Here is a 22,765-nt window from a genome sequence, read left to right on the forward strand (position 1 = left end):
GCTTCAGGTCATGGATACCCGTCAACCGCCCGTGCGTTTTTCCGCTCGTCTGTTGAGCTACCTCATCATCTCCCTGCTGGTCTGGCAGCCGGTGGCGCCTGCGTTTGCGGCGGCCATGACGCCGACAGGCCCCACAGGGATGGACAAAGCGGCGAACGGCGTGCCGGTGGTTAATATCGCCAGACCCAACGCGGCGGGGATCTCCCATAACCAGTTTAAGGACTATAACGTCGGCAAAGAGGGCGTGATCCTCAATAACGCCACGGGTCAGATGAATCAGACGCAGCTCGGCGGGATTATCCAGAACAACCCGAACCTCAGAGCGGGCCAGGAAGCGCGCGGCATTATCAACGAGGTGACGGGCGGCAGCCGCTCCCAGCTCAACGGTTATACCGAAGTGGCGGGCAAAGCCGCCAACGTGATGGTGGCGAACCCGTATGGCATCACCTGCAACGGCTGCGGTTTTATCAATACGCCGAACGTGACGCTCACCACCGGCAAACCGACGTTCGACGCGGCAGGCAATCTTGCCAACCTCGATGTCACCCGCGGCACCATTACCGTTGAAGGTAAAGGGCTTGACGCCAGCCAGAGCGACGCACTGTCGATAATCTCCCGCGCGACAGAAGTGAACGCGGCTATCCACGCGCGCGATCTGAACGTCACGGTGGGTGCGAACCGCGTGGGCGCCAGCGGCAGCCGCACGGCGATCGCCGGTGAAGGCGCAACTCCCGTGGTGGCGGTCGATACCGGCGCGCTCGGCGGCATGTACGCTAACCGTATCCGGCTCGTCTCCGGTGACAAAGGCGTCGGGGTCAACCTGGGGAATCTGAACGCCCGCCAGGGCGACATCACGCTCGACGCCAGCGGCAGGCTGGCCGTTAAAAACAGCCTTGCGAGCGGTACGCTGACGGCGAAAGGCGACAACGTCACGCTCAGCGGCGAGCATAAAACCGGCGGCGCGCTCGCGGTCAGCAGCCGCGGCGATGTGGCGCTCCGTGATGCGTCGCTTGCGAGCGACGGCGCAATAACCCTTGCCGCCGATGGCACGCTCTCCTCAGCCGCCAGCACGCTCACCAGCGGCCAGAGCCAGACGCTGAAGGGCAAAACCGTCACGCTGGATAACGCCACCCGCGTTGATGCCAGAAACGACGTCACGCTCAACGGCGGTGCGCTCGAAAACCAGGCGCAGATAAGCACAGGCGGCAGTGCGCAACTCAGCGGCGAGCGCCTCACCAACAGCGGGCAGATTGCGGCAAAGGACCGTCTGGAAACCCGCGCGACGCGCCTTACCAACAGCGGTACGCTGCAGGGCAACGGCGTGAACGTCGAAAGCGACGCCGTGACCAACAGCGGCACGCTGCAAAGCGGCGCGGATCTTACGCTGAACGCCGCGACGCTCGATCAACAGGGCACCCTCAGCGCCCGTGGCGATGCCGCACTCACGGCCCGCGACAACCTGAATAACCGCGCCAGCGGAAACATCCTCACTGACGGCACGTTGACGGTAAACGCCGGTACGCTCACCCAAAACGGCACGCTTTCCGGCACGAAGGGCATTCAGGCCCGCACGCAGCGCACCACATCCGGTAAGGGAGCGCTTACTACCAGTCAGGGCGACATCCGGCTGGATGCCACGCAGGACGCCGATCTGAATGGCCAGACGATGGCCGCAGGCAACCTGACGCTGACCGGTGACGCCGTCACCACGCAGCAGGGCGCGCAGCTGCAAAGCGGGCGCGATCTCTCTGTCACCGCCCGCGACGCCACGCTGAACGGCACCCAGGCGGCGAAAGGCGCGCTGGACGTGACGGCGCAGCGCCTGAGCCACAGCGGCAAATCGGACGCCGCCACCACCCGCGTGACGGCCGAAGAACGCCTTGCCAACAGCGGCACGCTACTGGGCGACGCGCTGACGCTGCGCGGCAAACAGATAACCAACAGCGGGCTGCTGCAGGGCGATCGCGCGCTCAGTCTCTTCGCCGATCGTCTCGACAACCTCAACGGCGGCACGCTTTACAGTGCGGCCAGCCTGAGCCTCGATCTGCCTGCGCTTACCAACCAGGGGCTTATCACCACCGATGGCGACCTGACGCTTCGCGGCGGGCACATCACCAACGGCGGGCTGTTACAGAGCCAGCACGCGCTGGAGGTGGCGGCCGGGCAGCTTGATAACCTTTCCGGCGGCACGCTGTACGGCGCAGACGGCCTGCGCCTGACGCTCCCCACGCTCAGTAACCAGGGGCTTATCTCTACCAACGGCGATCTGACGCTGCACGGGCAGGATCTGGCCAATGGCGGTGAAATCAACGGGGTAAATGTTCGGGGCGATCTCGCCACGCTCGATAACCGTGGCCGTCTGCTGGCGGACAACGCCATGACGCTCAGTGCCGCCACGCTCAACAACGACGGTACGCTGGCGGCCCGCCACCTGACCCTCACCGCCGATCGCCTGCACAACCTGGGGCTGGCGCAGGGAGATAACGCGCTGAACGTCACGGCCGGTGACACGGAGAACCAGGGCGCGCTGCGCACGGGCGGCACGCTTGATTTACAGGGCGAGACGCTGACCAACCGCGGTGAGCTCAGCGCCACCGCGCTGCTGCTCGCGCTCGCGAAGAGCGCTGACAACAGCGGCAGGATGATTGCAACAGATGCGCTGCGCCTCACAACTCCCGCGTTTACCAACAGCGGCACGCTGGCGGCCGCCACGCTTGAACTGGGCAGCGATACGCTCACCAACCGCGGCACGTTGCAGGGCACCCGTGAACTCCGTGCGCACGGTAAAGCGCTGGATAACCAGCAGGGCGGGGTGGTGCTCACGGGCGGCGCGCTGACGCTCGTGAGCGACACGCTCAACAACGCCGGGCTGTTGCAGGGCGACACGCTCGCACTCACCGCGCGCGACTGGCGCAACGACGGTAACGCGCTCGGGCAAAACGGGGTGACGGCAAACATCGCCGGTACGCTGACCAACCAGGGCAACGTGTTAAGCCAGCAGGCGATGACGGTGAACGCGGGGCATGCTGACAACGGCGGCGCGCTGATGGCGAAAGTGCTGGCGCTACACGGCGACCTGCAAAACAGCGGTCTTCTCCAGGGCAGCGACGCCCTGAGCTGGGACGGCGCATCGCTCACTAACGCCGCAGACGGCCAGCTTACCGGCGGCAATACGCTTGCGCTCAACGGCACGACGCTCGCCAACCAGGGCCAGATGCAGGCGCGCGCCGTCACGGTGACCGGCGATATCCTGCGTAACGGCGGCACGCTGCAGGCGACCGACAGCCTCACCGCGACCCTCGGCCAGCAGCTGGATAATCAGGGCAAACTGCTGAGCCAGAACCAGGCCCGCGTAAGCGCCGCGACGCTTATTAACGACGGCGCGCTGGCGGCCCGCGCGCTCGATATTCAGGCGCCGGACGTCACCAACCGCGGCACGCTGGCGGGCAACGACAGCCTCACCTTCACCACGCGCAACCTTTATAACGGTGCCGGCGGTCAGATTGCCACCGGCGCGGGCCTGACGCTCGATCTCAGTCAGTTAGAGAACCAGGGCCTGCTGTCGGTGAACGACGGGCTGACGCTCCGGGCGGGCAGCCTGACGAACGGCGGCGATATGCAGGCCGGGGCGCTGGATCTCACCCTCAACGGCGCGCTGGACAACAGCGGACGGCTGATTGCCGACGGGCGCGCGCAGATGACGGCGGGCACGCTCACCAACAGCGGCTCGCTGGCGGGCGAAGACGTCACGCTTGGCGCGGCGTCCATCCGCAACGGCGGGCTGATTCAGGGCACGCACAGCGCCGGTGCCACGGCGCAGACGCTCACGAACGACGCCAGCGGCACCTGGCTTTCAGGCGGCGCGCTCACGCTTCGCGGCGCTGACCTCACCAACGCCGGGCAGATGCAGGGCGATACGCTCACGCTTACCGGCAACAGCCTCGATAACCGCGGCGTCATCAACGGCATTCACGGCGTCACCGGCACGCTGCAGGGCGCGCTCACCAGCGACGGGCAGATAGTCAGCCGTGGCGACGCGACGCTCACGGCGGGCAGCCTCACCGGTAGCGGCCGTCTGGTGGCGGATAACCTCACGCTGCGGGCCGATACGCTCACCAACAACGGGCTGTGGCAGGGCACCACGGCGCTGAACGCCACGGGCGACACCATCACCACCGGCGCGAACGCCCGCACGCTTAGCGGCGGGGCGCTGACGCTCGATGCCGGTACGCTCACCACCGGGGGCACGCTGCAGGGCCAGCAGGTCACGGTGGATGCCGACACCTGGACCCACGGCGGCACGTTAATCAGCCTCGGCGGGCTGGGCGCGCAGACGCAAGGTACGCTGACCAACAACGGCTCGCTGTTAAGCCAGGGCGCGGCGACCGTCACGGCGGGCGAGCTTGCCAACAATGGCGACCTGCTGAGCCAGGGGGCGCTGACGCTCGACGGGCAGCGGCTGACCAACCGTGGCGCGCTGCAGGGCGACACCCTGACCGCGTACCAGAACCAGATCAACAACCAGGGCAGCATGACCGGCGCGCAGGGGCTGACGCTCACCGCCCGGCCACAGCCGCGGATGGCACGGATGCTGCTGGCCGCACCGGCGCGTGAGCTTATCAACGGCGCGAACGGTGCGCTGCTCACCGGCGGTACGCTGCGTATCGATTCCGGCGCGGTGACCAACGCCGGACGCTGGCAGGGGCAACAGATTCTGCTGAACGCGCAGCGCCTCGATCTCAGCGGCGCTATCCAGAGCGCCGACGGTCTGAACATCACGCTTTCCGGCGATCTTAACAGCCTGTCGGGCAGTAAAATCACGGCGCTCGGCGCGGCGGCGCTGGACGCCCTCGCCATGACCAACCAGGGCGAATGGACGGCGAAAAACCTGACGCTCACCGGCGACAGCCTGCGCAATGAAGGCGCTATCACCGGCGTCAACGGCCTGACGGCGACCATCGGTAATGACGTCACCCAGACCAGCAACGGCAAAATGTTAACCGGCGGCGCGCTGACGCTGAACGCAGGCGCGGTAAACAACCAGGGGGCGGTGCAGGGCGGCACGCTTGGCATCACCACCGGCGGGCTCATCAACAGCGGCCGGTTGCAGGGCGATAACGGCGCGACGCTCATTGCGCGCGGCGCGTTCACCAATAACGCGGGCGGGCAGGTTATCAGCCGCCAGGCTCTCGCCGTGACCACGCCGGTGCTGGTAAACAACGGCCTGATACAGGGCGGCGGCAACACTCGCGTGGACGCCACCACCTCCGCGCGTAACGACGGCAAACTGCTTTCCGGCGGCCAGCTGACGCTCACCACGCCGCAGTTCACCGGCGCGGGCTGGTTGCAGGCAGCGACGCTCATCCTGAATGCCGCGAATGCCACCAACAGCGGCACCTGGCTTGCGGATCAGGGTACGCTCACCGGCACCACGCTGACCAACCAGGGCACCACGCAGGGCGGGGCGCTGACGGTCAACTACGGCACACTCAATAACAACGGCACGCTGCTCGGGAATAACCAGCTGACGGTCAATGCAAATCAGGTGAACCAGCAGGCGACAGGCAAGCTCTTCTCTGGCGGCGATCTGTTGATTGGCAGCTCGGGGCTGAACGCGGCGGGCCAGCTGGTGGCGCTCGGCAACCTGACCCTTAAGCTCACCAACGCGTTTACCAATACCAACGCGCTGGCGGCAGGGAAAACCCTTACCGTCACCAGCAATGGCGCTATCGACAACCGCGGCGTGCTGCAGGGCCAGGCGGTGAACGTCAGCGCGGGCGGCGCGCTTGCCAACAACGGACAGATCACGACCGGCAGCGGCGCGAGCACGCTCAGCGGCAGCAGCGTGGCGCTGAACGGCGCAGGCACGTTACAGGGCGGCGGCGATGTGAATATCGTGAGCCGCGGAAACATCACCGTAGACGGCTTTACCGGCACCCGCGGCAGCCTGACGCTCACCGCGCCGGGCAGCATCATCAATACCGCGCTGCTCTACGCGGCAAATAATCTCGCGCTTTATGCCAATAGCATCACTAACCAGCGCGGCGATATTCTCGCGGGCAACAGCCTGTGGATGCAGAAAGACGCGTCGGGCAATGCGAATGCGGAAGTGGTGAATACCTCCGGTAATATCGAGACGCAGAATGGCGATATTACGATTAAGACCGTAAATTTGCGCAATGAGCGTGCGGGGCTTAAATCAACCATGCAGACCCAGAGTGCAGGCACTACTTATGCATGGATGGGACAACCGAATGTAAATATTCCTGTCGCTGACCTGGGAATAGATACCCTGGTTCAGGATTCATATATTGGGCTTTCTAACGAAACTTCAGGTAGCTGCAGTGGTGTGCCTTGTTTCCGGTATGCATACAACATTATTTATTATCATCCTCTTAAAGAGTATGAAACGCGGAAGTTTATATTAGAACAAACGCAACAAGAAATATCATCCGAAGGTAGTAGTGCTCTTATTTCATCAGGTCGGAATCTCGTTGTTAGTGCAGGCTCGCTTAATAACCAGGCCAGTAACATAATTGCAAATAATAACATTAATCTGGAAGGCCAAAGTTTAAATAACCAGAGTTATCAATCCGGTAGCCATATTAAATATGCTGTATATAACTATTCGGGTCCAAAACCTGGATCGCGGAATGTTGATGCCACTGGTTATACGATGAACGGCACTCGTTATCTCAGGGATATCGCTTATAAATTTGAAAACTATGTGACAGAAACTGTAAACGGTGAACTCTACCGCGCCGTTATTCAGGCCGGTGGTAACATCACCGCGAATTTTGCCGATAATATCAGTAACACCAGCACCACTGCGAACGCAGGGAGAACCAGCAACACCATTACCGCGCCGTCCCTGAATATTCTGAGCCATCAAAGTATTGGCGGTAGCGTGCAAAAACAGGCGCTGGCAGGCGGTGCGGCCGTCGCCGTCAACTCGCCGGAGTGGAAAGATCAGCTCCAGGGCGCGCTGCAACAGATTAACGGCGGCGGGGCGCTGGAAAACACTGCGGGCGGCACTTCGCTTGCGAATATTTCCACCAGCAAAGCGGGCAAGGCGAACCTCGGCAGCGTGGGCGGCCTGGCGAATGCGGGCGTCACGGCGGCGAGCACAGGCAACATCGCAGGGGGCGCGCTGGCGAGCTACCAGAGCAAACCCGTTGATACCAGCGCGTATCCGCTGCCTTCGGGCAATAACGGCTTTTTCGTGGTCTCCGATAACCCGAAAAGCCCGTACCTGATCAACGTCAACCCGAAACTGGACGGCCTGGGCGAGCTCGATCCGGCGCTGTTCGGCGATCTCAATAAACTGCTGGGCGTTCAGCCTGGCGCTGCGCCGCGTGAAACGCGCGCGAGCTTCACCAATGAAAAACAGTTCCTCGGCTCGTCTTATATGCTCGGGCGGCTCAACCTCAACCCGGACTATGACTACCGCTTCCTCGGCGACGCCGCGTTCGACACCCGTTACGTCAGCAATACGCTGCTGAACCAGACCGGTAACCGCTATCTCAACGGCGTCGGCTCCGATCTCCAGCAGATGCAGTACCTGATGGACAGCGCGGCGGCGCAGCAAAAGTCGCTCGGCCTGCAGTTTGGCGTGGCGCTGACGCGCGATCAAATCGCCTCGCTTGATAAAAGCATTCTCTGGTGGGAAACCGCCACGGTGAATGGCGAGACGGTGATGATCCCGAAACTCTATCTCTCGCCGAAAGACGTGACGGTTAACAACGGCAGCGTGATCGCCGGCAACAACGTCAGCCTGAAAGGCGGCGACATCACTAACAGCGGCAGCACGCTACTGGCCAAACAGGATCTCAAACTCGACAGCCAGAACAGCATCAGCAACCTCAATGACGGCCTGATGAAAGCGGGCGGCAACCTGAACCTCAGCGCCATTGGCGATATCAATAACATCAGCTCGGCCATTCGCGGGCAAACCGTGGCGCTGGAGAGCGCCGACGGCAGCATTAATAACATCACGCTTGCCGAACAGACCAGCATTGACGCGCGCGGTAAGTACGGCAGCGTCATGCTGAAAGACACCACGCTCGGCAGCACGGCCACCATCAGCGCGCAGGACAGCCTGGCCTTGCAGGCCGGTAAAAACATCACGCTCATCGGCGCGAACCTGACCTCTGGCGGCGATCTGCTGATGAACGCCTGGGGCGATATCGCGGTGAATGCCAACCAGGTAAACGATGCTTACGGGCAGTCGGGCTTGCGGAATAACACCAATACCAGCCGTTCTTCGATGACCTACCAGGGCAGCACCATCAGCGCAGGCGGCAATCTCGGCATCAAAGCCGGTGATAACCTCAGCGTGGCGGCAAGTGATATCAAAGCAGGCGGCAGCGCGGCACTCGCCGCAGGCGGCGATCTTAATCTCGACGCGCTGCACACCAGCAACAACAGCCGTAGCGGCAAGAGCGAAACGCACAGCACCGGGCTTGATCGCACGACCGTTTCCGCGGGTGACAACCTGACGCTGAGCGCGGGTCGGGACATCAACGCCCGTGCGGCGGCTCTGGCGGCGGAAGATAATCTCGGTATTCAGGCTGGCCGCGATGTCAACCTGGAGGCCGAGGCTACCACCGCAGGCAATAGCTATCGCTCGAAGAAGAAAACCACCATCAACGAGTCCGTGCGCCAGCAGGGCACGGAACTGGCGAGTGGCGGGAATACGTTCATTGTCGCCGGGCGTGATATGAACGCCGAAGCGGCGCAGGCTACGGCGAAGGGCGATATCGGCGTGACGGCGGGGCGCGATATCAACCTCGCGACCGCCACCGAGAGCGATTACCACTACAAAGAAGAAACCAAAACCAAAAAAGGCTTCCTGAAGAAAACCACCACGCACACGGTGTCTGAGCAGAGCGCCACGCGCGAAGCGGGCACGCTGCTGAGCGGCGATAACGTCACGCTGAAGGCGGGTGAAGACCTGCTCGTCAAAGGCTCTGCGGTGGCGGGCGACGGTAACGTCGCGCTGAGCGCCGGTAAAAACGTGGATATCGTGGCGGCGACCAATACCGATGCGAACTGGCAGCTCAAAGAGAAGAAAAAGAGCGGCCTGATGGGATCCGGCGGGATCGGCTTTACCATCGGCAGCAGCAAAACGCGTCATGAGCTGAAAGAGAAGGGCACGACCCAGAGTCAGAGCGTCAGCACCATCGGCTCGACCGGCGGCAACGTCAGCATCACCGCAGGTGAACAGGCGCGCGTCAGCGGCGCCGATCTGGTGGCCGGGAAAAACCTCACGCTTACCGGCGACAGCGTCATTATCGAGCCGGGACACGACAAACGCACCCGCACCGAGACTTTCGAGCAGAAATCCAGCGGGCTTACCGTGGCGCTCTCGGGCGCGGTGGGCGATGCCGTTAACAGCGCCGTTACCACGGCGATGGCCGCGAAAGAGCAGAGCGACAGCCGCCTTGCCGGGTTGCAGGCGACAAAAGCTGTGCTTTCTGGCGCGCAGGCAGCTCAGGCGGGACGACTTGATGCAGCGAAGGGGACAGATCCTTCTAACAATGCATCTATTGGCGTGATGGCTTCGCTTGGCGCGCAGTCATCAAAATCCAAATCCCAATTTGAACAGGACACAACGACTGGCAGCACGCTCAACGCCGGGAAAGATCTCAGCATCACCGCCACAGGAAAAGGCCAGACAGCCAACCGTGGCGACATCCGCATCGGCGGCAGTGAGCTGAAAGCGGGCAACGACATTACGCTGAATGCGGCGCGCGATATCAACCTGGTCTCCTCTGCCAACGTCCAGAAGCTGGAAGGCAGCAATTCCAGTAAAGGCGGATCCATTGGCGTTGGGCTGACGGCGGGCTCTGGCGGTACGGGGATTAACATTTCCGCCAGCATGAACGCCGCGAAAGGCAGTGAAAAGGGCAATGGCACCACCTGGAATGAGACCACACTTGATGCGGGGCGGCAGGTCAACCTCACTACCGGACGCGATGCCACGCTTTCCGGTGCGCAGGTGAACGGCCAGACGGTGAAAGCCGACATTGGCCGCGATCTTAACATCACCAGCCTGCAGGACAGTGACAACTATAAGAGTAAGCAGCAGAGCGTCAGCGCGGGTGGCAGCGTAACCATTGGCGCGCCGGGCGGTTCGGCGAACGTCAGCTACAGCCGCGACGCCATAAAGAGTAATTACGACTCGGTCATCGAACAGGCGGGTATCTATGCAGGCAAAGGTGGTTTCGATATCACCGTTGGCAACCACACGCAGCTTAACGGCGCAGTGATTGGCTCAACCGCCACCGCCGATAAAAACCGCCTGGAGACCGGCACGCTGGGCTTCACCGATATCCGTAATAAAGCGGATTATAAGGTTGAGCATCAGGGCGCGGGCTTCAGTTCGGGTGGCGGTATTGCAGGCAATATCATTAGCAACGTAGCGAATACTGCACTGGCCGGACTTGGTAGCAGTGGTCATGCCGAGGGCACGACACAAGCCGCAGTCTCAGAAGGCACGATTACGATTCGTGATAAGGCAAATCAGCAGCAGAACCTGGCTGATTTAAGCCGTGATACGGCTCATGCCAATGACAGCATTAGCCCAATATTCAATAAAGAGAAAGAACAGAATCGCCTGCAGGCAGCACAACTGATTAGCGATATCGGTTTACAGGCCTCGGATATTGTCAAAACGCAGGGTGCTATAGAGGCTGCACAGAAAGCGAATAGCCAGATGGCGAGCGCTACTCAGGCTCAGAAAAATAAAGCGCTGGAAGAACTGAAAGCACAGAACCCGAAAAAGCAGTACAGCGACAAGGAGATAAACCAGCAGGTCTGGCAAAACTTTTTCAATAATGCGCAAAAAAACAGTGACTATGGCACTGGCGGCAAATATCAGCGAGCCGTTCAGGCAGTGACGGCGGCAGTGCAGGGCCTGGCGGGGGGTAACGTTCAGGCTGCACTCGCTGGTGGTGCCGCACCCTATCTGGCAGAGCAGGTTAAAAAGCAGATTGGTGAAGACAACATTGCTGCCAATGCGATTGCTCACGCGATAGTCGGTGGCATCGTCGCAGAGCTTTCTGGCAGAAATGGTCTTGCAGGCGCCGCAGGTGCGGCATCCGGGGAGCTTGCAGCCAAAGCGTTAATGACAGAGCTTTACCCAGGTAAAACGGCCTCGCAATTGTCCGAAGAAGAAAAGCAAACGCTCAGTGCGCTCTCAACTCTGGCGGCAGGCCTTGCAGGTGGGGTTGTTGGCGATAGCAGCGACAGCGCATTTACTGGCGCGCAAGCCGGGAAGAATGCCGTTGAGAACAACCATCTTAATACCCTGGAAAAACTGTCGCTGAGTAATAAGAAAAAAGAATACAGCTCATCCTGCCAGGGCGAGAATGCTGATAATGAATCATGCAAAGCGCTTAAGCAGGATATCGATAAGCTGAACGAAAAAGGGCAAAGCATTGATAAGACCGAATACAGTGAGCTTGGACCGGATTTCCAGCTGGGCGGAGTGGACAGCATTAAGCACAGCCCTGGTGATGTAGTCTCCTGTGTTGGTTCCAGCAACGGATACTGCACAGTGACCGATGTGTCTGCCGTAGACGGAAAGGAGTGGAAGCTTGAGCCCGCAAACGAAGTACAAGCAATTACAGAGAAATATAAGAACGAAAAGACAGAAGATTATATCAAAGCGTTAGGCGCAGCCTACTTTGAAGGTGGTTGCGGAATGCCAGGCGTTGCTTCCGCATTGTGCCAGTCTTACAGTGCATTCGGCGGCGCAAACCCTATCAGCGGTAAGGTACCGACTGATGCTGAACGTATCACCTGGGCTTTAAATGCCGCGGCTAACCTGGCTGCTGGCAAATCTGCAATCGCTAAGGGTAACGCAGGAACCGTTATCGCAAATGACTTAAAACCGCACGAGCTTAAGCAGGCGCAAAGTATAGTGAATGAGCTCGGTGGGGCATTTGAAGGGGTACCTAAACTTAACGTCGGTGAAAAACTAAATGGAAAACCAGTAACGTCACCTGATTACCCCGTGATTGATGGGTGGTACAAAACCTCGTCTGGAGAGAAAATTTCTGTTAGTTTGAAAGAATTGTCTTCAAGAAACCCTTTGTCAATATTACAGGACGTTAGTAAAGCGAATAAAACGGGTAAAGAATTTGGGATTTCTAATTCAACTATGTTTGTTGACGCGAAAAACATGTCCAGTGAACAATTAATAAAATTTGCTAATAATGGTCCTTTGAGCGGGAAAGCATTGCAGCAAGGCGTCATCGATCGCGTAGTGGTAAGAACAAACGATGGGTTCGTAACCATTGAAGCTGGTGCTGTTAAGAATCAGAAGCCTAAGGGGTGGTAATGAGTGTATCCTTAAGTGTTTTTTCTAAAAAAGCATTAAGCATTGACGTTTCCACCTTCACTGTGGATACAAACAGGGTGTTTAATTCCTTGTTAGGATGTGATGGTGCATATTTGAATTTCGAAATATTTGATTCGGAAGGAACAGCTATAAAAAAAATAGAGCCAGATGCAGCTCAGGTGTATAGGTTCATTGAAAACAATATTGCATTTTGTGGTGGATGCTTTTTATACGGTCCGGATGAATACTGGCAATATCATAGTGAAGAGCAATTGAATGAGTTTTCGGTTACTGAAATTAATTTTAACTCTGACAGCGTCATTTTTTTAATCGCGCTGTCAATGGTAATTGTGATAGCCGATTATTCAGGGTGCGATTATATTTTTGATACAAGTGGCATACTTTCTATTACTAACGATGATAAAGCTAAAATAGACGATATCCTTGCATTAAAGATTACTTCAGTCGATGATGACATTAAAAAATCCTGTGCTCTTTTGTATGAGAGAATAATAAGTGATGCGTGGAGAATAGAATGACAGGGGGTATTGTTCTTTTTATTAAAAAAGCTTGTGTAACATTACAAGATAAAATAGAGAGTGCGATATCGCTTGCCTGAGGGTACAGGCCCTCACGGTAAAACTCAGATGGGACACTTCAGTTGTTCAGGATCCGAAGACATGCGTTTTTAACGACTCCTGTTACGAAGAATTAATCGCATGGATATATTAGCCAGTGGAGTCCATGCGGTCTTTAATGAGACAAAACTACATTTAATCACTTGAATGTTTATCTGGACCCAGCAGTGAGATGCTACGGTGAGTCTTCAGGTGCTGCGCTTGTGCACCCAAACGAAAGATGACTAATGTCGTTTAGTACGCCGGAATCTACCGAAGCTACCATTCCATTTTTTTGCCGTTGATGGCCTTCGGCGCAACTTTACTATTCACCGGAGCCGGGGAAGAATAAGCTGCTGGCGCAGCCGGAGGATTTATTGCCGCGTCAGGTTCGGAAAGGCTGTCTGCGGCGTTTTATAATACAAAGTCAGAAGAACTCTTTCCGGATGAAAAAACGGTCATTGTTAACCTCGTTGCAGCACCGGGCGCGGCGGGCGGTAGCATGGCCGCAGGGAACAGCACCGGTATCGGCAGTGGTGCAAACGCCGCCAGGGTGGAGGTTGAGAATAATGCGCTGAGTGTGGTTGTCCGGGGTAGTGTACTGGCGATTAAAGGATGTGCCAAAGTAGCAGCCTGTCGTAATGCGCTGGTTGAAAAAGGTCTTGGTGCGCTGCTGGGTGTGGGAGCAGCTAAAACCGCGCTAGATAATCTCTCTTCAACAGAGCGGGACTATGTCTTTAGTGTGGCGATGTCGGGTAAGGCTGATTTAATAGAAAAACTGACGCCAGAACAACGGGCTGCCTATAATTATATGGTGGGTCAGGATCAGAAAGGTTTAATCACCATCTTTCCGAAACCGGACAGGGATTTAACAGACGATAAGCTGATTAACCCGGCTCAGGATCAGAACAAGGGAACGATGCTGACAACGCCGGATCAGCAAAGTCAGAATGGAGCCAGTCATACCGGGAATACCAGTGGTGCGCCAGATACAGGCGGAAACACCACGGTAACACCGATCCCTGACGGGCCGGGTAAGGATGATCTGGCTTATCTGGCTGAGGGTAGAGATAACAGATTGCCTATTCCTGAACCTCTTGTGGCAAGCAATGGATTAAAAGTTGAATCCAATTCTAAACACACACCCGGCGCACAAGGGTTTAGACTTAATGCTGGCATTGAACCAAAAATTCCTTAGATTTATTTGAAAATTCAGTATCAATTGATGGAGATAAAGCTCGTTATAATATGAGCGATGATGGTTCTATTCACCGTTATTTTCCTGATAATACAGGAACCTATCATTGGTCTGGAAGTCCGGGTGATTCAAAAAATCAGATGCGACTAGATAATAAGACCAATGCCCAATTTCGTAAGCAAGAAGGATGGAAAATTAAATGATAATTGGTAATCCTTATCAAATTGCAATACAAGTAGAGCAGGTAGATGTTTTATGCTCTCCTAGTGGAATTTTTAATTTTATTATCAACGATATGTTCATCCCCGGCAAAGGAGTTACTATAGATCTTTATATTGTAATATCTTCATTAAAAGAGAGTCTGGAAGCTGGAGTCCGAGAAATAAATGAGGATATTGGCAATGTTTCTATAGATAAAATTGATTTTTCCGAAGGAACACCTGAAAAATTAATATCATTGAATGTTGCTGAATTATATGATTACGGGTGTGCTTTTTGGTTGGGATTTGACGGTAATGAAGATCGTCTAATCTATACTTTAGATTTTGAAAGTGGTTTTAACGAGAGTCGCTTTCCTAGAGGGACGATAGAGAAATTAATCAGGACATTGCCTTTGGCAGATACGCTAATTATGGATAAAACTAATGATATTATAATTACAAAGATAAATTAGCCGCTATAGTGGTTGAGAATAATGCTCTCAGCGATGAAGATGAAAACGAAATTCTTCATGGTAATCGGACAGTAAAAGTTATCCCTGTAAACCCATTCAATAATTTTTGGATGAAGGTGGGCACCTGATAGCCAGCATTTTTGGTGGATTTGGTGAGAAGCTTAATATAGTTCCAATGAATGGCAATCTGAATAAGGGAGCCTGGAAACAAATGGAAAATACGTGGGTTACTGCCCTGAAGGAGGGTAAACAGGTGAAATTTAAGATAGATCCAGTTTATTCTGGTAGTAGTGTGAGGCCGGATAATTTTACTATTCAAAATCAGATCGGTAACAATAAGCCTATAAGAGAAACATTCCAGAATGCTCCAGGTGGGAAGTAATTATGTCTACTGAAAATGAATTGTACTTGTGTATTGGGCGCTCCCTTTACAGCACGGCACCAGATAATGCAAAAGCTGTATTATTAGATGCAGAGTTGTCTCCAGAAAGTGATCATGTTAAATTTTCATTTGATTACATTGATAATGCGGGAAAGAAGAACTGGTTTACTCCCGAAAGTGCAAAGACCGACAGTGAGTTGATGGATTGCCTCGTGAAACTCCGTCATTACTATATTGAAAACAACCTGACCAATGGCCGCCCTGCGTGGCATGGATGTGAGGTGACGCTGGATGTGGATAAAATGAAGCTCAGTATAGATTTCCGTTACGACGATTAGTCATCAATGAGCCCGGTTCTCACACCGGGATCTTCGTGTTTTTCGACGTTAAATTTACCCAAAACGCCCATCCCCGCGCTTATACACCGGCAGATCGCCGTTGTCATTCAGCGCACCGGCACCCATTCCAGCCACAGCTTCACCTTCTGCCGGTTGATGTAAAACACGCTATATTCTCGGCGCGGCTGTATTACCTGATGCTGGTGGTGGGAATCGGTGTGCTTATTAATAAATCGCGCCCGTAATAAAATAAACAGAAATATAAATTATCAATCAAATCGTTGTTACAAAGAAAAATTTAATCACTATCACATTTGTACGATAATAAATTCAAAGCCTGAGAGGCAGTAATGAGCATATCGCTAAGTCTATTTTTTAACGAATCATTAAACATAGATGTTTCTGAGCCAATTATAGAAGCAAGTAAAATATTTAGGATTTTATCCGGGCAAAAGGATACTTACCTTGATTTTGGTGTTTATGCTGCAAAAGGCAACGTTATAAAAAAAAGTAAAACCTGATGTAACTCAAGTGTACAGTGTCATTGAGAATAATATCTTTTTAAGTGGTGGGTATTTTTTATACGGGTCTGATGAACACTGGCAGTACCATAGTGAAGAGCAACTAAACGAGTTTTCGATTACCGAAATTAATTTTGACCCTCACTGCGGTAAGTTTTTAATGTTCCTTTCAATATTGATCGCGGTAGCTGAATTTTCCATGAGTGATTATCTTATTGATACGAGTGGTATATTATCGGTAACGAAAAATGATAAGGCAAAAATAAGCGACATTCTTGATTTGAAAGTCTCTTCGGAAGCTGCGGATGTTAATGAGTCCTGCGCTCTTTTGTATACGAAGATAATAACAAGTAAGTGGCAATAAACATATCATTGAAGCATCACGTCTTTGATGAAAAAAATAGCCATATTCACATTATTGAATGAATGAATAAAGGCAGTGTAACACATCGATTTTCCAGAGAACATGGGGACAGACCACTGAACAGGTTTTAGTTATGGACGATAAAAAATTCATAGCTACGTAAGCAGGAAGCGGGCGGTAATAATTATGGGTGGTTCGTATTAAATTTCTATACAGACAGGAAAATAGATATGCTATGTTCTCCCAGCGGTATTTTTAATTTGATAATTAATGGTAATATTATTCCTGGGCAAGGGATACAGGTTTATCTTTAGAATTAGCAGAGGTACAGGGTAGACTGGTTGAGCAGAATTCATCGACATCTCGATGTTTAACTAAAGAGGAGTTAATGAATGAATTGGGAAAATGATTATCTGGAAAAGATTGATGCCATTTTTAATGGTGAGAAGGAAATCGCTATTTTTGTCATTGATGGCAAGCATCATTACGTAATTGATACTAAGGATAATTACTGCATTGATGTCAGAATGGAATTAAAAATTATATAGCTAAAGGATGGTTGAATGAAGCTCTATACGATGATGCAGTTAATGCTTTCAGGAGTGGTGTCCCCCTATTAACAAAAGAGACTTATTCAGATTGCATCAATAGAAATAACGTGATAATTCGTTCTTCTGACTGGATGAAATCATTTTTGTTTTTAATAGAAGAAATGACGAGTTTGCGGGATTTTATGATTACATCGAAAGGTTCTTATCTAATCTAAATGAACCAGTGTCAGATAAGTGGGACAGTTGGAGAATGAGATTGCCTAAGTTTTATATTAATTTTGATAAAAAAATCTTTCGCCATACGGATTGGGATAGAAACCATGAAAGTTCTGTTCCTTCAGGATGGGAAACTCAGGCAAACAATAACTTTGGCCTGCTTGTTCCGGATAAAGAACAATATTGGTTAATTGATGGCATGAATTTTTGGAAATTACAGATGTAGCCCGAATTCCGACCAGCATGTTCTGGCCGGTATCGTTGTTGCTATCAGCCTTTACCCAAAATGCCCGTTCCCGCGCTGGTACACCGGCAGATCGCCGGTGTACCAGCGCGCCCGGAAACGCCCCGATGCACTGTTTCATTTTCTTCTTACTGACGGGTAGCAGGCTTAAGCCCTCGGCCCAACTCTACCCTTAACGGGAATCCGGGAGGATGGCTGCTGGTGCAGCGCCCTGTGTGACAGGTCTGAGTAAAAGAAAAGCGTCGCCAACGGCAGTGAGCCTGCACGTATCGCTCTGCATACGCTCGCTTCTGCCGTATTGGTAAAAGCGCAGGGAGGAAATGCCGCCACAGGTGCAGCCGGAGGATTTGTTGCCGCGTCAGGTTCTGCTGCGCTGTCTCTGGCGTTTTATAATAAAAAGCCAGAAGAACTCTCTCCGGATGAAAAAACGGTCATTGTTAACCTCGTTGCAGCACTGGGCGCGGCGGGCGGTAGCATGGCCGCAGGGAACAGCACCGGTATTGGCAGTGGTGCAAACGCCGCCAGGGTTGAGGTTGAGAATAACTATCTGAGTGGCAAAGAACCGGAAATGTTCGCGAAGAAACTGGCCGATTGCGGTGACAATGGCAGTTGTCGGGCAGACGTCATGAAGGAACTGGCTGAGACGTCGAACAAGAATATCGAAGGGTTCAGCGACTGCCTGAAAGCAGGGACAAAGCATGCATCAGTGACAAGCTGAACGGGATAAGAATGCAACTGGTTATGATGCGCTGACAGCACATATAGGTGCAGATGTGGCCAATACCTACAAGGAAGGGTTAGGCGTAGAGACATTCAACAACGCGCTGGACTGTATGGGTATGGGCTGGGAAGCATGCTCAAACAAGAAGGGCTGGAAGTTGATTGAGTCGGGTTTGGGCGTGTTGATTATCGCCGGAGGTCAGACGATAGGCGGTAAGCTGGCCGAGGCGATTGCGGGAAGTAAAGGACCGACAGCTAACGGGTATAATATCTCTAATGGTGCTGATAAGGCTATTTCTAAAGCTGACTTGGAGCATCAAATTGTTCAATCTCGGATTAATGTCCAGAATGGTAATGCCAGAGAAGGTTGGGAGCATGTTGTAAAACGTCATTTCTCTGGTAAAGAGAATGCAAGTCAATTTACTCTCAGTCAGACTGAAGTGAAAAGTATTCTTCAAAGTTCTGATGTGGCTAAAATACCAATCAGCAATACTCACAAATCAATTAATAAAGCGACTGGTCAGCAAGAAACACTTTGTGAGCGTGTTATTATTTTTGATAAGAATATTGGTATTGATGAATTCAGTGGGGGTAATCCGACAAATACTATGACGATCTTAACCGATAAAAAAGGTAATTTGATAACGGCCACTCCGGGAAGGATGTAATATGGAAACAGATAAGTCAGTGGATGAAATGTTGTATGATTTTAATAAATTAGAGGCATTTTACATCATTCCATTTTTAAAAAAAGAGTTTGGTGTGGTTGATTCTGCTTGTTTTTTATATCAAGCAATAGATCAAGGTGTGGATATTTATGCTTATCTCGTTAACGGTAAGCATGTTATTGAGTTCGACTTGTCAAAAATAGATAACACAATAGTTAAAAATGAAATTATTTCAGTAGACGAGTATATGAAAACGATACAGGGAAAAGGTAAGGCTAAAAAGAATGCCCGTGATGTATTAAAAGATGCTATTAATAAGTCTAAGATTACTGATTAGTTGGGGTTGGATAAGCTTGCAAGAGGTGATTTGCCTGAGGGCGCTAACATCACGAAGGTTATTGTTGAAGGCTATCAGGATGGGGTCATGATTGCTGGGGCTTGGTACCTCGGACCCGCTGCATCAGTACGCAAAGTGATAAGCAGCGGAATCATTGCAGAAATCGCTAATGGAAGCTACCAGTGGTTCGATTTAAGTCAGCCGGGGAATGAAAGGAAAAAGTGGGATTATAAAAGCAGTTTCAGTGCCGGGATATCAGGCTTGCTTGCACCAGGTCGAACTTTATGGGCAAATACGGGGATTGCTGCTGGTAGCGCTTTTTTTACTGATGGTCCTAACATGGGGTCTATTGCAGGTTCTACAATTGGTGCATGGGCTGGCGGAAAATTTGGAGAGCTGGAAATTTTCTATGAGCCGATTAATGATATATTTGGTGGCTTGGTAGCGGAGGTGATAAGTAATCGTGTTAAGGACAAAGCTAATGGGAATAACAAAAATCAAGAAACTAAATAAAGCTGTGCTATTTATTTGGCTGTCTCTTTATTATGGTGTTTTTTCATTTTTATTTCTTTTTGTTGTTTGTGATTTGATTATTGATTTTATATTTACAGGTGGTGTTAATTTGTCAGGCGATTCCTTGTACTATTTTTCTATAGTTAGTTGTATTATAGGGATTGCATGCGGCGCAAGAATCGTGATTTTGAGAGTGGTTGATGAGTGGGAAACAAAAAAACAATGCCAAAAGTGATTAAGTTTGCTAAAAATTATTTTATTTTTAAAAGATACATCACGTATTTGATGAAAAAATAGCCATATTCACATTATTGAATGAATAAAGGCAGTGTAACACATCGATTTTCCAGAGAACATGGGGACAGACCACTGAACAGGTTTTAGTTATGGACGATAAAAAATTCATAGCTACGTAAGCAGGAAGCGGGCGGTAATAATTATGGGTGGTTCGTATTAAATTTCTATACAGACAGGAAAATAGATATGCTATGTTCTCCCAGCGGTATTTTTAATTTGATAATTAATGGTAATATTATTCCTGGGCAAGGGATACAGGTTTATCTTTAGAATTAGCAGAGGTACAGGGTAGACTGGTTGAGCAGAATTCATCGACATCTCGATGTTTAACTAAAGAGGAGTTAATGAATGAATTGGGAAAATGATTATCTGGAAAAGATTGATGCCATTTTTAATGGTGAGAAGGAAATCGCTATTTTTGTCATTGATGGCAAGCATCATTACGTAATTGATACTAAGGATAATTACTGCATTGATGTCAGAATGGAATTAAAAATTATATAGCTAAAGGATGGTTGAATGAAGCTCTATACGATGATGCAGTTAATGCTTTCAGGAGTGGTGTCCCCCTATTAACAAAAGAGACTTATTCAGATTGCATCAATAGAAATAACGTGATAATTCGTTCTTCTGACTGGATGAAATCATTTTTGTTTTTAATAGAAGAAATGACGAGTTTGCGGGATTTTATGATTACATCGAAAGGTTCTTATCTAATCTAAATGAACCAGTGTCAGATAAGTGGGACAGTTGGAGAATGAGATTGCCTAAGTTTTATATTAATTTTGATAAAAAAATCTTTCGCCATACGGATTGGGATAGAAACCATGAAAGTTCTGTTCCTTCAGGATGGGAAACTCAGGCAAACAATAACTTTGGCCTGCTTGTTCCGGATAAAGAACAATATTGGTTAATTGATGGCATGAATTTTTGGAAATTACAGATGTAGCCCGAATTCCGACCAGCATGTTCTGGCCGGTATCGTTGTTGCTATCAGCCTTTATCCAAAATGCCCGTTCCCGCGCTGGTACACCGGCAGATCGCCGGTGTACCAGCGCGCCCGGAAACGCCCCGATGCACTGTTTCATTTTCTTCTTACTGACGGGTAGCAGGCTTAAGCCCTCGGCCCAACTCTACCCTTAACGGGAATCCGGGAGGATGGCTGCTGGTGCAGCGCCCTGTGTGACAGGTCTGAGTAAAAGAAAAGCGTCGCCAACGGCAGTGAGCCTGCACGTATCGCTCTGCATACGCTCGCTTCTGCCGTATTGGTAAAAGCGCAGGGAGGAAATGCCGCCGCAGGTGCTGCCGGAGGATTTGTTGCCGCGTCAGGTTCGGAAAGACTGTCTGCGGCGTTTTATAATACAAAGTCAGAAGAGATGAAAAAACGGTCATTGCTAACCTCGTTGCAGCACCGGGCGCGGCGGGCGGTAGTATGGCCGCAGGGAACAGCACCGGTATCGGCAGTGGTGCAAACGCCGCCAGGGTGGAGAATAACTATCTGAGCGGCAAGGAACCGGAGGAGTTCGCGAAGAAACTGGCCGCCTGCGGTGATGATGGTAGTTGCCGAGCTAACGTCATGAAGGAGATGGCGGAGACGTCGAACAAGAATATCGGCGGGTTTAGCGATTGCCTGAAATCAGGGGACAAGGCGTGCATCAATGACAAGCTGAGCGGGATAAAGAAAGCAACAGGTTATGATGCGCTTACAGCTCAGATAGGTTCAGATGCGGCCAATACCTACAAGGAAGGTCTGGGCGTAGAGACATTCAAGAATGCGATCGACTGCATAGGTATGGGCTGGGAGGCCTGCTCAAACAAGAAGGGCTGGAAGCTGATTGAGTCGGGTTTGGGCGTGTTGATTATCGCCAAAGGTCAGACGATAGGCGGTAAGCTGGCTGAGATTGTCGCGGGGAGTAAAGGAACAACTAGCGCAGCGTGGGGTGTCCCCGGCTCTGTCTCTGATAAATTTCCTTCTGGCTGGGGAAGCTCGACCGCAAATATAAAAGGTGTTGGTTTTAGATGGCAAGATCCAAACAATAAAGGCAATGGCGTTCGGATCGATCAGGGGAACCCAAATATAAGCCAACCAACTCAGCAAGTTGATCATGTAATTGTTCGTTTCAACGGTAAAGTTATTGGACGGGATGGTAAGCCAATACAAGGTTCAATAGCTGATAATGCAGAAAAAGCCCATATTCCTTTAAGTGAGTATATGACATGGAAAAATTGGAACTCTCCCAATTAAAGTATCCAGAAATGCGTAAAGAACTTATCGATTATATTCATGGATTGAGTGATAGAGAATATCAGTATCAAGCATGGGTTGAAGATAATCGCCCCGGCGGTGGACATGACGAATTAGATTACGCTATCCATTTTTTGTACGATGACACAGACTTAGCTGACGATCCCATGTCATTGATTGGTTGGATACTAACGGGAAAAAATGAAGCTGATGTTATAACCAACTTAGTGAAGGCATTGGATATAATATTTGATAAATACGGGACAGAATTATCAGATAAAGAATATCTTGCTAAGAATGAATGGGAAAATGTACTTTCTATGGCAAAAGATGCCGAGAGTGTTTTTTTGTCTTGTAATTTGATTTAAAAATTTTTTAAAGAAGATCCCGACCTTCGAGCCGGGATCTTCTTTTTAGTCGTCAGACTTACCCACAGTGCCCATCCCCGCGCTTGTACATCGGCAGATCGCTGGTGTCGTTCAGCGCGCCCGGAAACGCCCTGATGCACTGTTTCATTTTCTTCTTACTGACGGGT

At 51.9% G+C, this 22,765-nt stretch carries 19 protein-coding genes; 17 read left to right on the forward strand and 2 right to left on the reverse strand.

The window, feature by feature from the left end; all coding sequences use genetic code 11:
- Positions 1 to 10 precede the first annotated feature (10 nt).
- From AFK67_RS21025 to AFK67_RS23110, 9 genes are all read left to right on the forward strand, one after another.
- A complete protein-coding gene (locus AFK67_RS21025) occupies positions 11 to 12,346 on the forward strand; it encodes a hemagglutinin repeat-containing protein (protein ID WP_050569295.1) in 12,336 nt (4,111 codons plus the stop codon).
- The gene (locus AFK67_RS21030) at positions 12,346 to 12,885 is read left to right on the forward strand and encodes a hypothetical protein (protein ID WP_032967668.1); all 540 of its coding nucleotides are present in this window, start codon (positions 12,346 to 12,348) and stop codon (positions 12,883 to 12,885) included. The genes AFK67_RS21025 and AFK67_RS21030 overlap by 1 nt, the downstream gene beginning before the upstream one ends.
- A gap of 538 nt (positions 12,886 to 13,423) precedes the next feature.
- Complete coding sequence (locus AFK67_RS22650; protein WP_235047951.1) at positions 13,424 to 14,161, forward strand: hypothetical protein; 738 nt, start codon at positions 13,424 to 13,426, stop codon at positions 14,159 to 14,161.
- A 199-nt stretch (positions 14,162 to 14,360) separates the two neighbouring features.
- Positions 14,361 to 14,834: an Imm42 family immunity protein gene (locus AFK67_RS21040; protein ID WP_032966597.1), complete on the forward strand. Its 474-nt coding sequence runs from the start codon at positions 14,361 to 14,363 to the stop codon at positions 14,832 to 14,834.
- 106 nt (positions 14,835 to 14,940) lie between these two features.
- On the forward strand, positions 14,941 to 15,216 hold the full coding sequence (locus AFK67_RS21045) for a DNA/RNA non-specific endonuclease (protein WP_071602804.1): 276 nt from the start codon (positions 14,941 to 14,943) through the stop codon (positions 15,214 to 15,216).
- A gap of 2 nt (positions 15,217 to 15,218) precedes the next feature.
- A complete protein-coding gene (locus tag AFK67_RS21050) occupies positions 15,219 to 15,554 on the forward strand; it encodes an antitoxin YezG family protein (protein ID WP_032966601.1) in 336 nt (111 codons plus the stop codon).
- A 350-nt stretch (positions 15,555 to 15,904) separates the two neighbouring features.
- Positions 15,905 to 16,075 (forward strand): hypothetical protein, encoded by a 171-nt coding sequence (locus tag AFK67_RS23265; protein ID WP_164474029.1) that lies wholly within the window; start codon positions 15,905 to 15,907, stop codon positions 16,073 to 16,075.
- Between the two features lie 10 nt (positions 16,076 to 16,085).
- Positions 16,086 to 16,439, forward strand: a complete 354-nt coding sequence (locus AFK67_RS21055) for a hypothetical protein (protein WP_032966614.1) — start codon at positions 16,086 to 16,088, stop codon at positions 16,437 to 16,439.
- 392 nt (positions 16,440 to 16,831) lie between these two features.
- The gene (locus AFK67_RS23110; protein WP_007714600.1) at positions 16,832 to 16,987 is read left to right on the forward strand and encodes a hypothetical protein; all 156 of its coding nucleotides are present in this window, start codon (positions 16,832 to 16,834) and stop codon (positions 16,985 to 16,987) included.
- Positions 16,988 to 17,262: 275 nt separating this feature from the next.
- Here AFK67_RS23110 and AFK67_RS23145 read toward each other — a convergent pair whose 3' ends face one another.
- Complete coding sequence (locus AFK67_RS23145) at positions 17,263 to 17,571, reverse strand: hypothetical protein (protein ID WP_162140671.1); 309 nt, start codon at positions 17,569 to 17,571, stop codon at positions 17,263 to 17,265.
- A gap of 177 nt (positions 17,572 to 17,748) precedes the next feature.
- Here AFK67_RS23145 and AFK67_RS22430 point away from each other — a divergent pair, with 177 nt between their 5' ends.
- The 6 genes from AFK67_RS22430 to AFK67_RS23115 all read left to right on the forward strand — a co-directional run bounded on the left by AFK67_RS22430 (position 17,749) and on the right by AFK67_RS23115 (position 20,489).
- Complete coding sequence (locus tag AFK67_RS22430; RefSeq protein ID WP_071882619.1) at positions 17,749 to 18,168, forward strand: VENN motif pre-toxin domain-containing protein; 420 nt, start codon at positions 17,749 to 17,751, stop codon at positions 18,166 to 18,168.
- Between the two features lie 55 nt (positions 18,169 to 18,223).
- The gene (locus AFK67_RS23500; RefSeq protein WP_050555332.1) at positions 18,224 to 18,838 is read left to right on the forward strand and encodes a hypothetical protein; all 615 of its coding nucleotides are present in this window, start codon (positions 18,224 to 18,226) and stop codon (positions 18,836 to 18,838) included.
- 1 nt (position 18,839) lies between these two features.
- The gene (locus AFK67_RS21070; protein ID WP_007712502.1) at positions 18,840 to 19,175 is read left to right on the forward strand and encodes a hypothetical protein; all 336 of its coding nucleotides are present in this window, start codon (positions 18,840 to 18,842) and stop codon (positions 19,173 to 19,175) included.
- 6 nt (positions 19,176 to 19,181) lie between these two features.
- Positions 19,182 to 19,688 (forward strand): adhesin, encoded by a 507-nt coding sequence (locus tag AFK67_RS21075; protein ID WP_235047952.1) that lies wholly within the window; start codon positions 19,182 to 19,184, stop codon positions 19,686 to 19,688.
- Positions 19,657 to 19,923 (forward strand): hypothetical protein, encoded by a 267-nt coding sequence (locus AFK67_RS23030; RefSeq protein ID WP_134792904.1) that lies wholly within the window; start codon positions 19,657 to 19,659, stop codon positions 19,921 to 19,923. The genes AFK67_RS21075 and AFK67_RS23030 overlap by 32 nt, the downstream gene beginning before the upstream one ends.
- A gap of 410 nt (positions 19,924 to 20,333) precedes the next feature.
- A complete protein-coding gene (locus AFK67_RS23115) occupies positions 20,334 to 20,489 on the forward strand; it encodes a hypothetical protein (protein ID WP_007714600.1) in 156 nt (51 codons plus the stop codon).
- Between the two features lie 275 nt (positions 20,490 to 20,764).
- Here AFK67_RS23115 and AFK67_RS23150 read toward each other — a convergent pair whose 3' ends face one another.
- Complete coding sequence (locus AFK67_RS23150) at positions 20,765 to 21,073, reverse strand: hypothetical protein (protein ID WP_162490548.1); 309 nt, start codon at positions 21,071 to 21,073, stop codon at positions 20,765 to 20,767.
- 344 nt (positions 21,074 to 21,417) lie between these two features.
- On the opposite strand from AFK67_RS23150, the gene AFK67_RS23505 reads away from it, so the two are divergent.
- Positions 21,418 to 22,230 carry a hypothetical protein gene (locus AFK67_RS23505; RefSeq protein WP_235509001.1) on the forward strand — a complete coding sequence of 271 codons (813 nt, stop codon included), beginning with the start codon at positions 21,418 to 21,420 and terminating at the stop codon, positions 22,228 to 22,230.
- Positions 22,203 to 22,598, forward strand: coding sequence for an SCO4402 family protein (locus AFK67_RS21085; RefSeq protein WP_032967392.1), 396 nt, complete (start codon positions 22,203 to 22,205; stop codon positions 22,596 to 22,598). Before AFK67_RS23505 ends, AFK67_RS21085 begins: the two co-directional genes overlap by 28 nt.
- Positions 22,599 to 22,765: the final 167 nt, after the last annotated feature.

The sequence above is a fragment of the Cronobacter dublinensis subsp. dublinensis LMG 23823 genome (assembly GCF_001277235.1).
Taxonomy (GTDB): Bacteria; Pseudomonadota; Gammaproteobacteria; order Enterobacterales; family Enterobacteriaceae; genus Cronobacter; species Cronobacter dublinensis.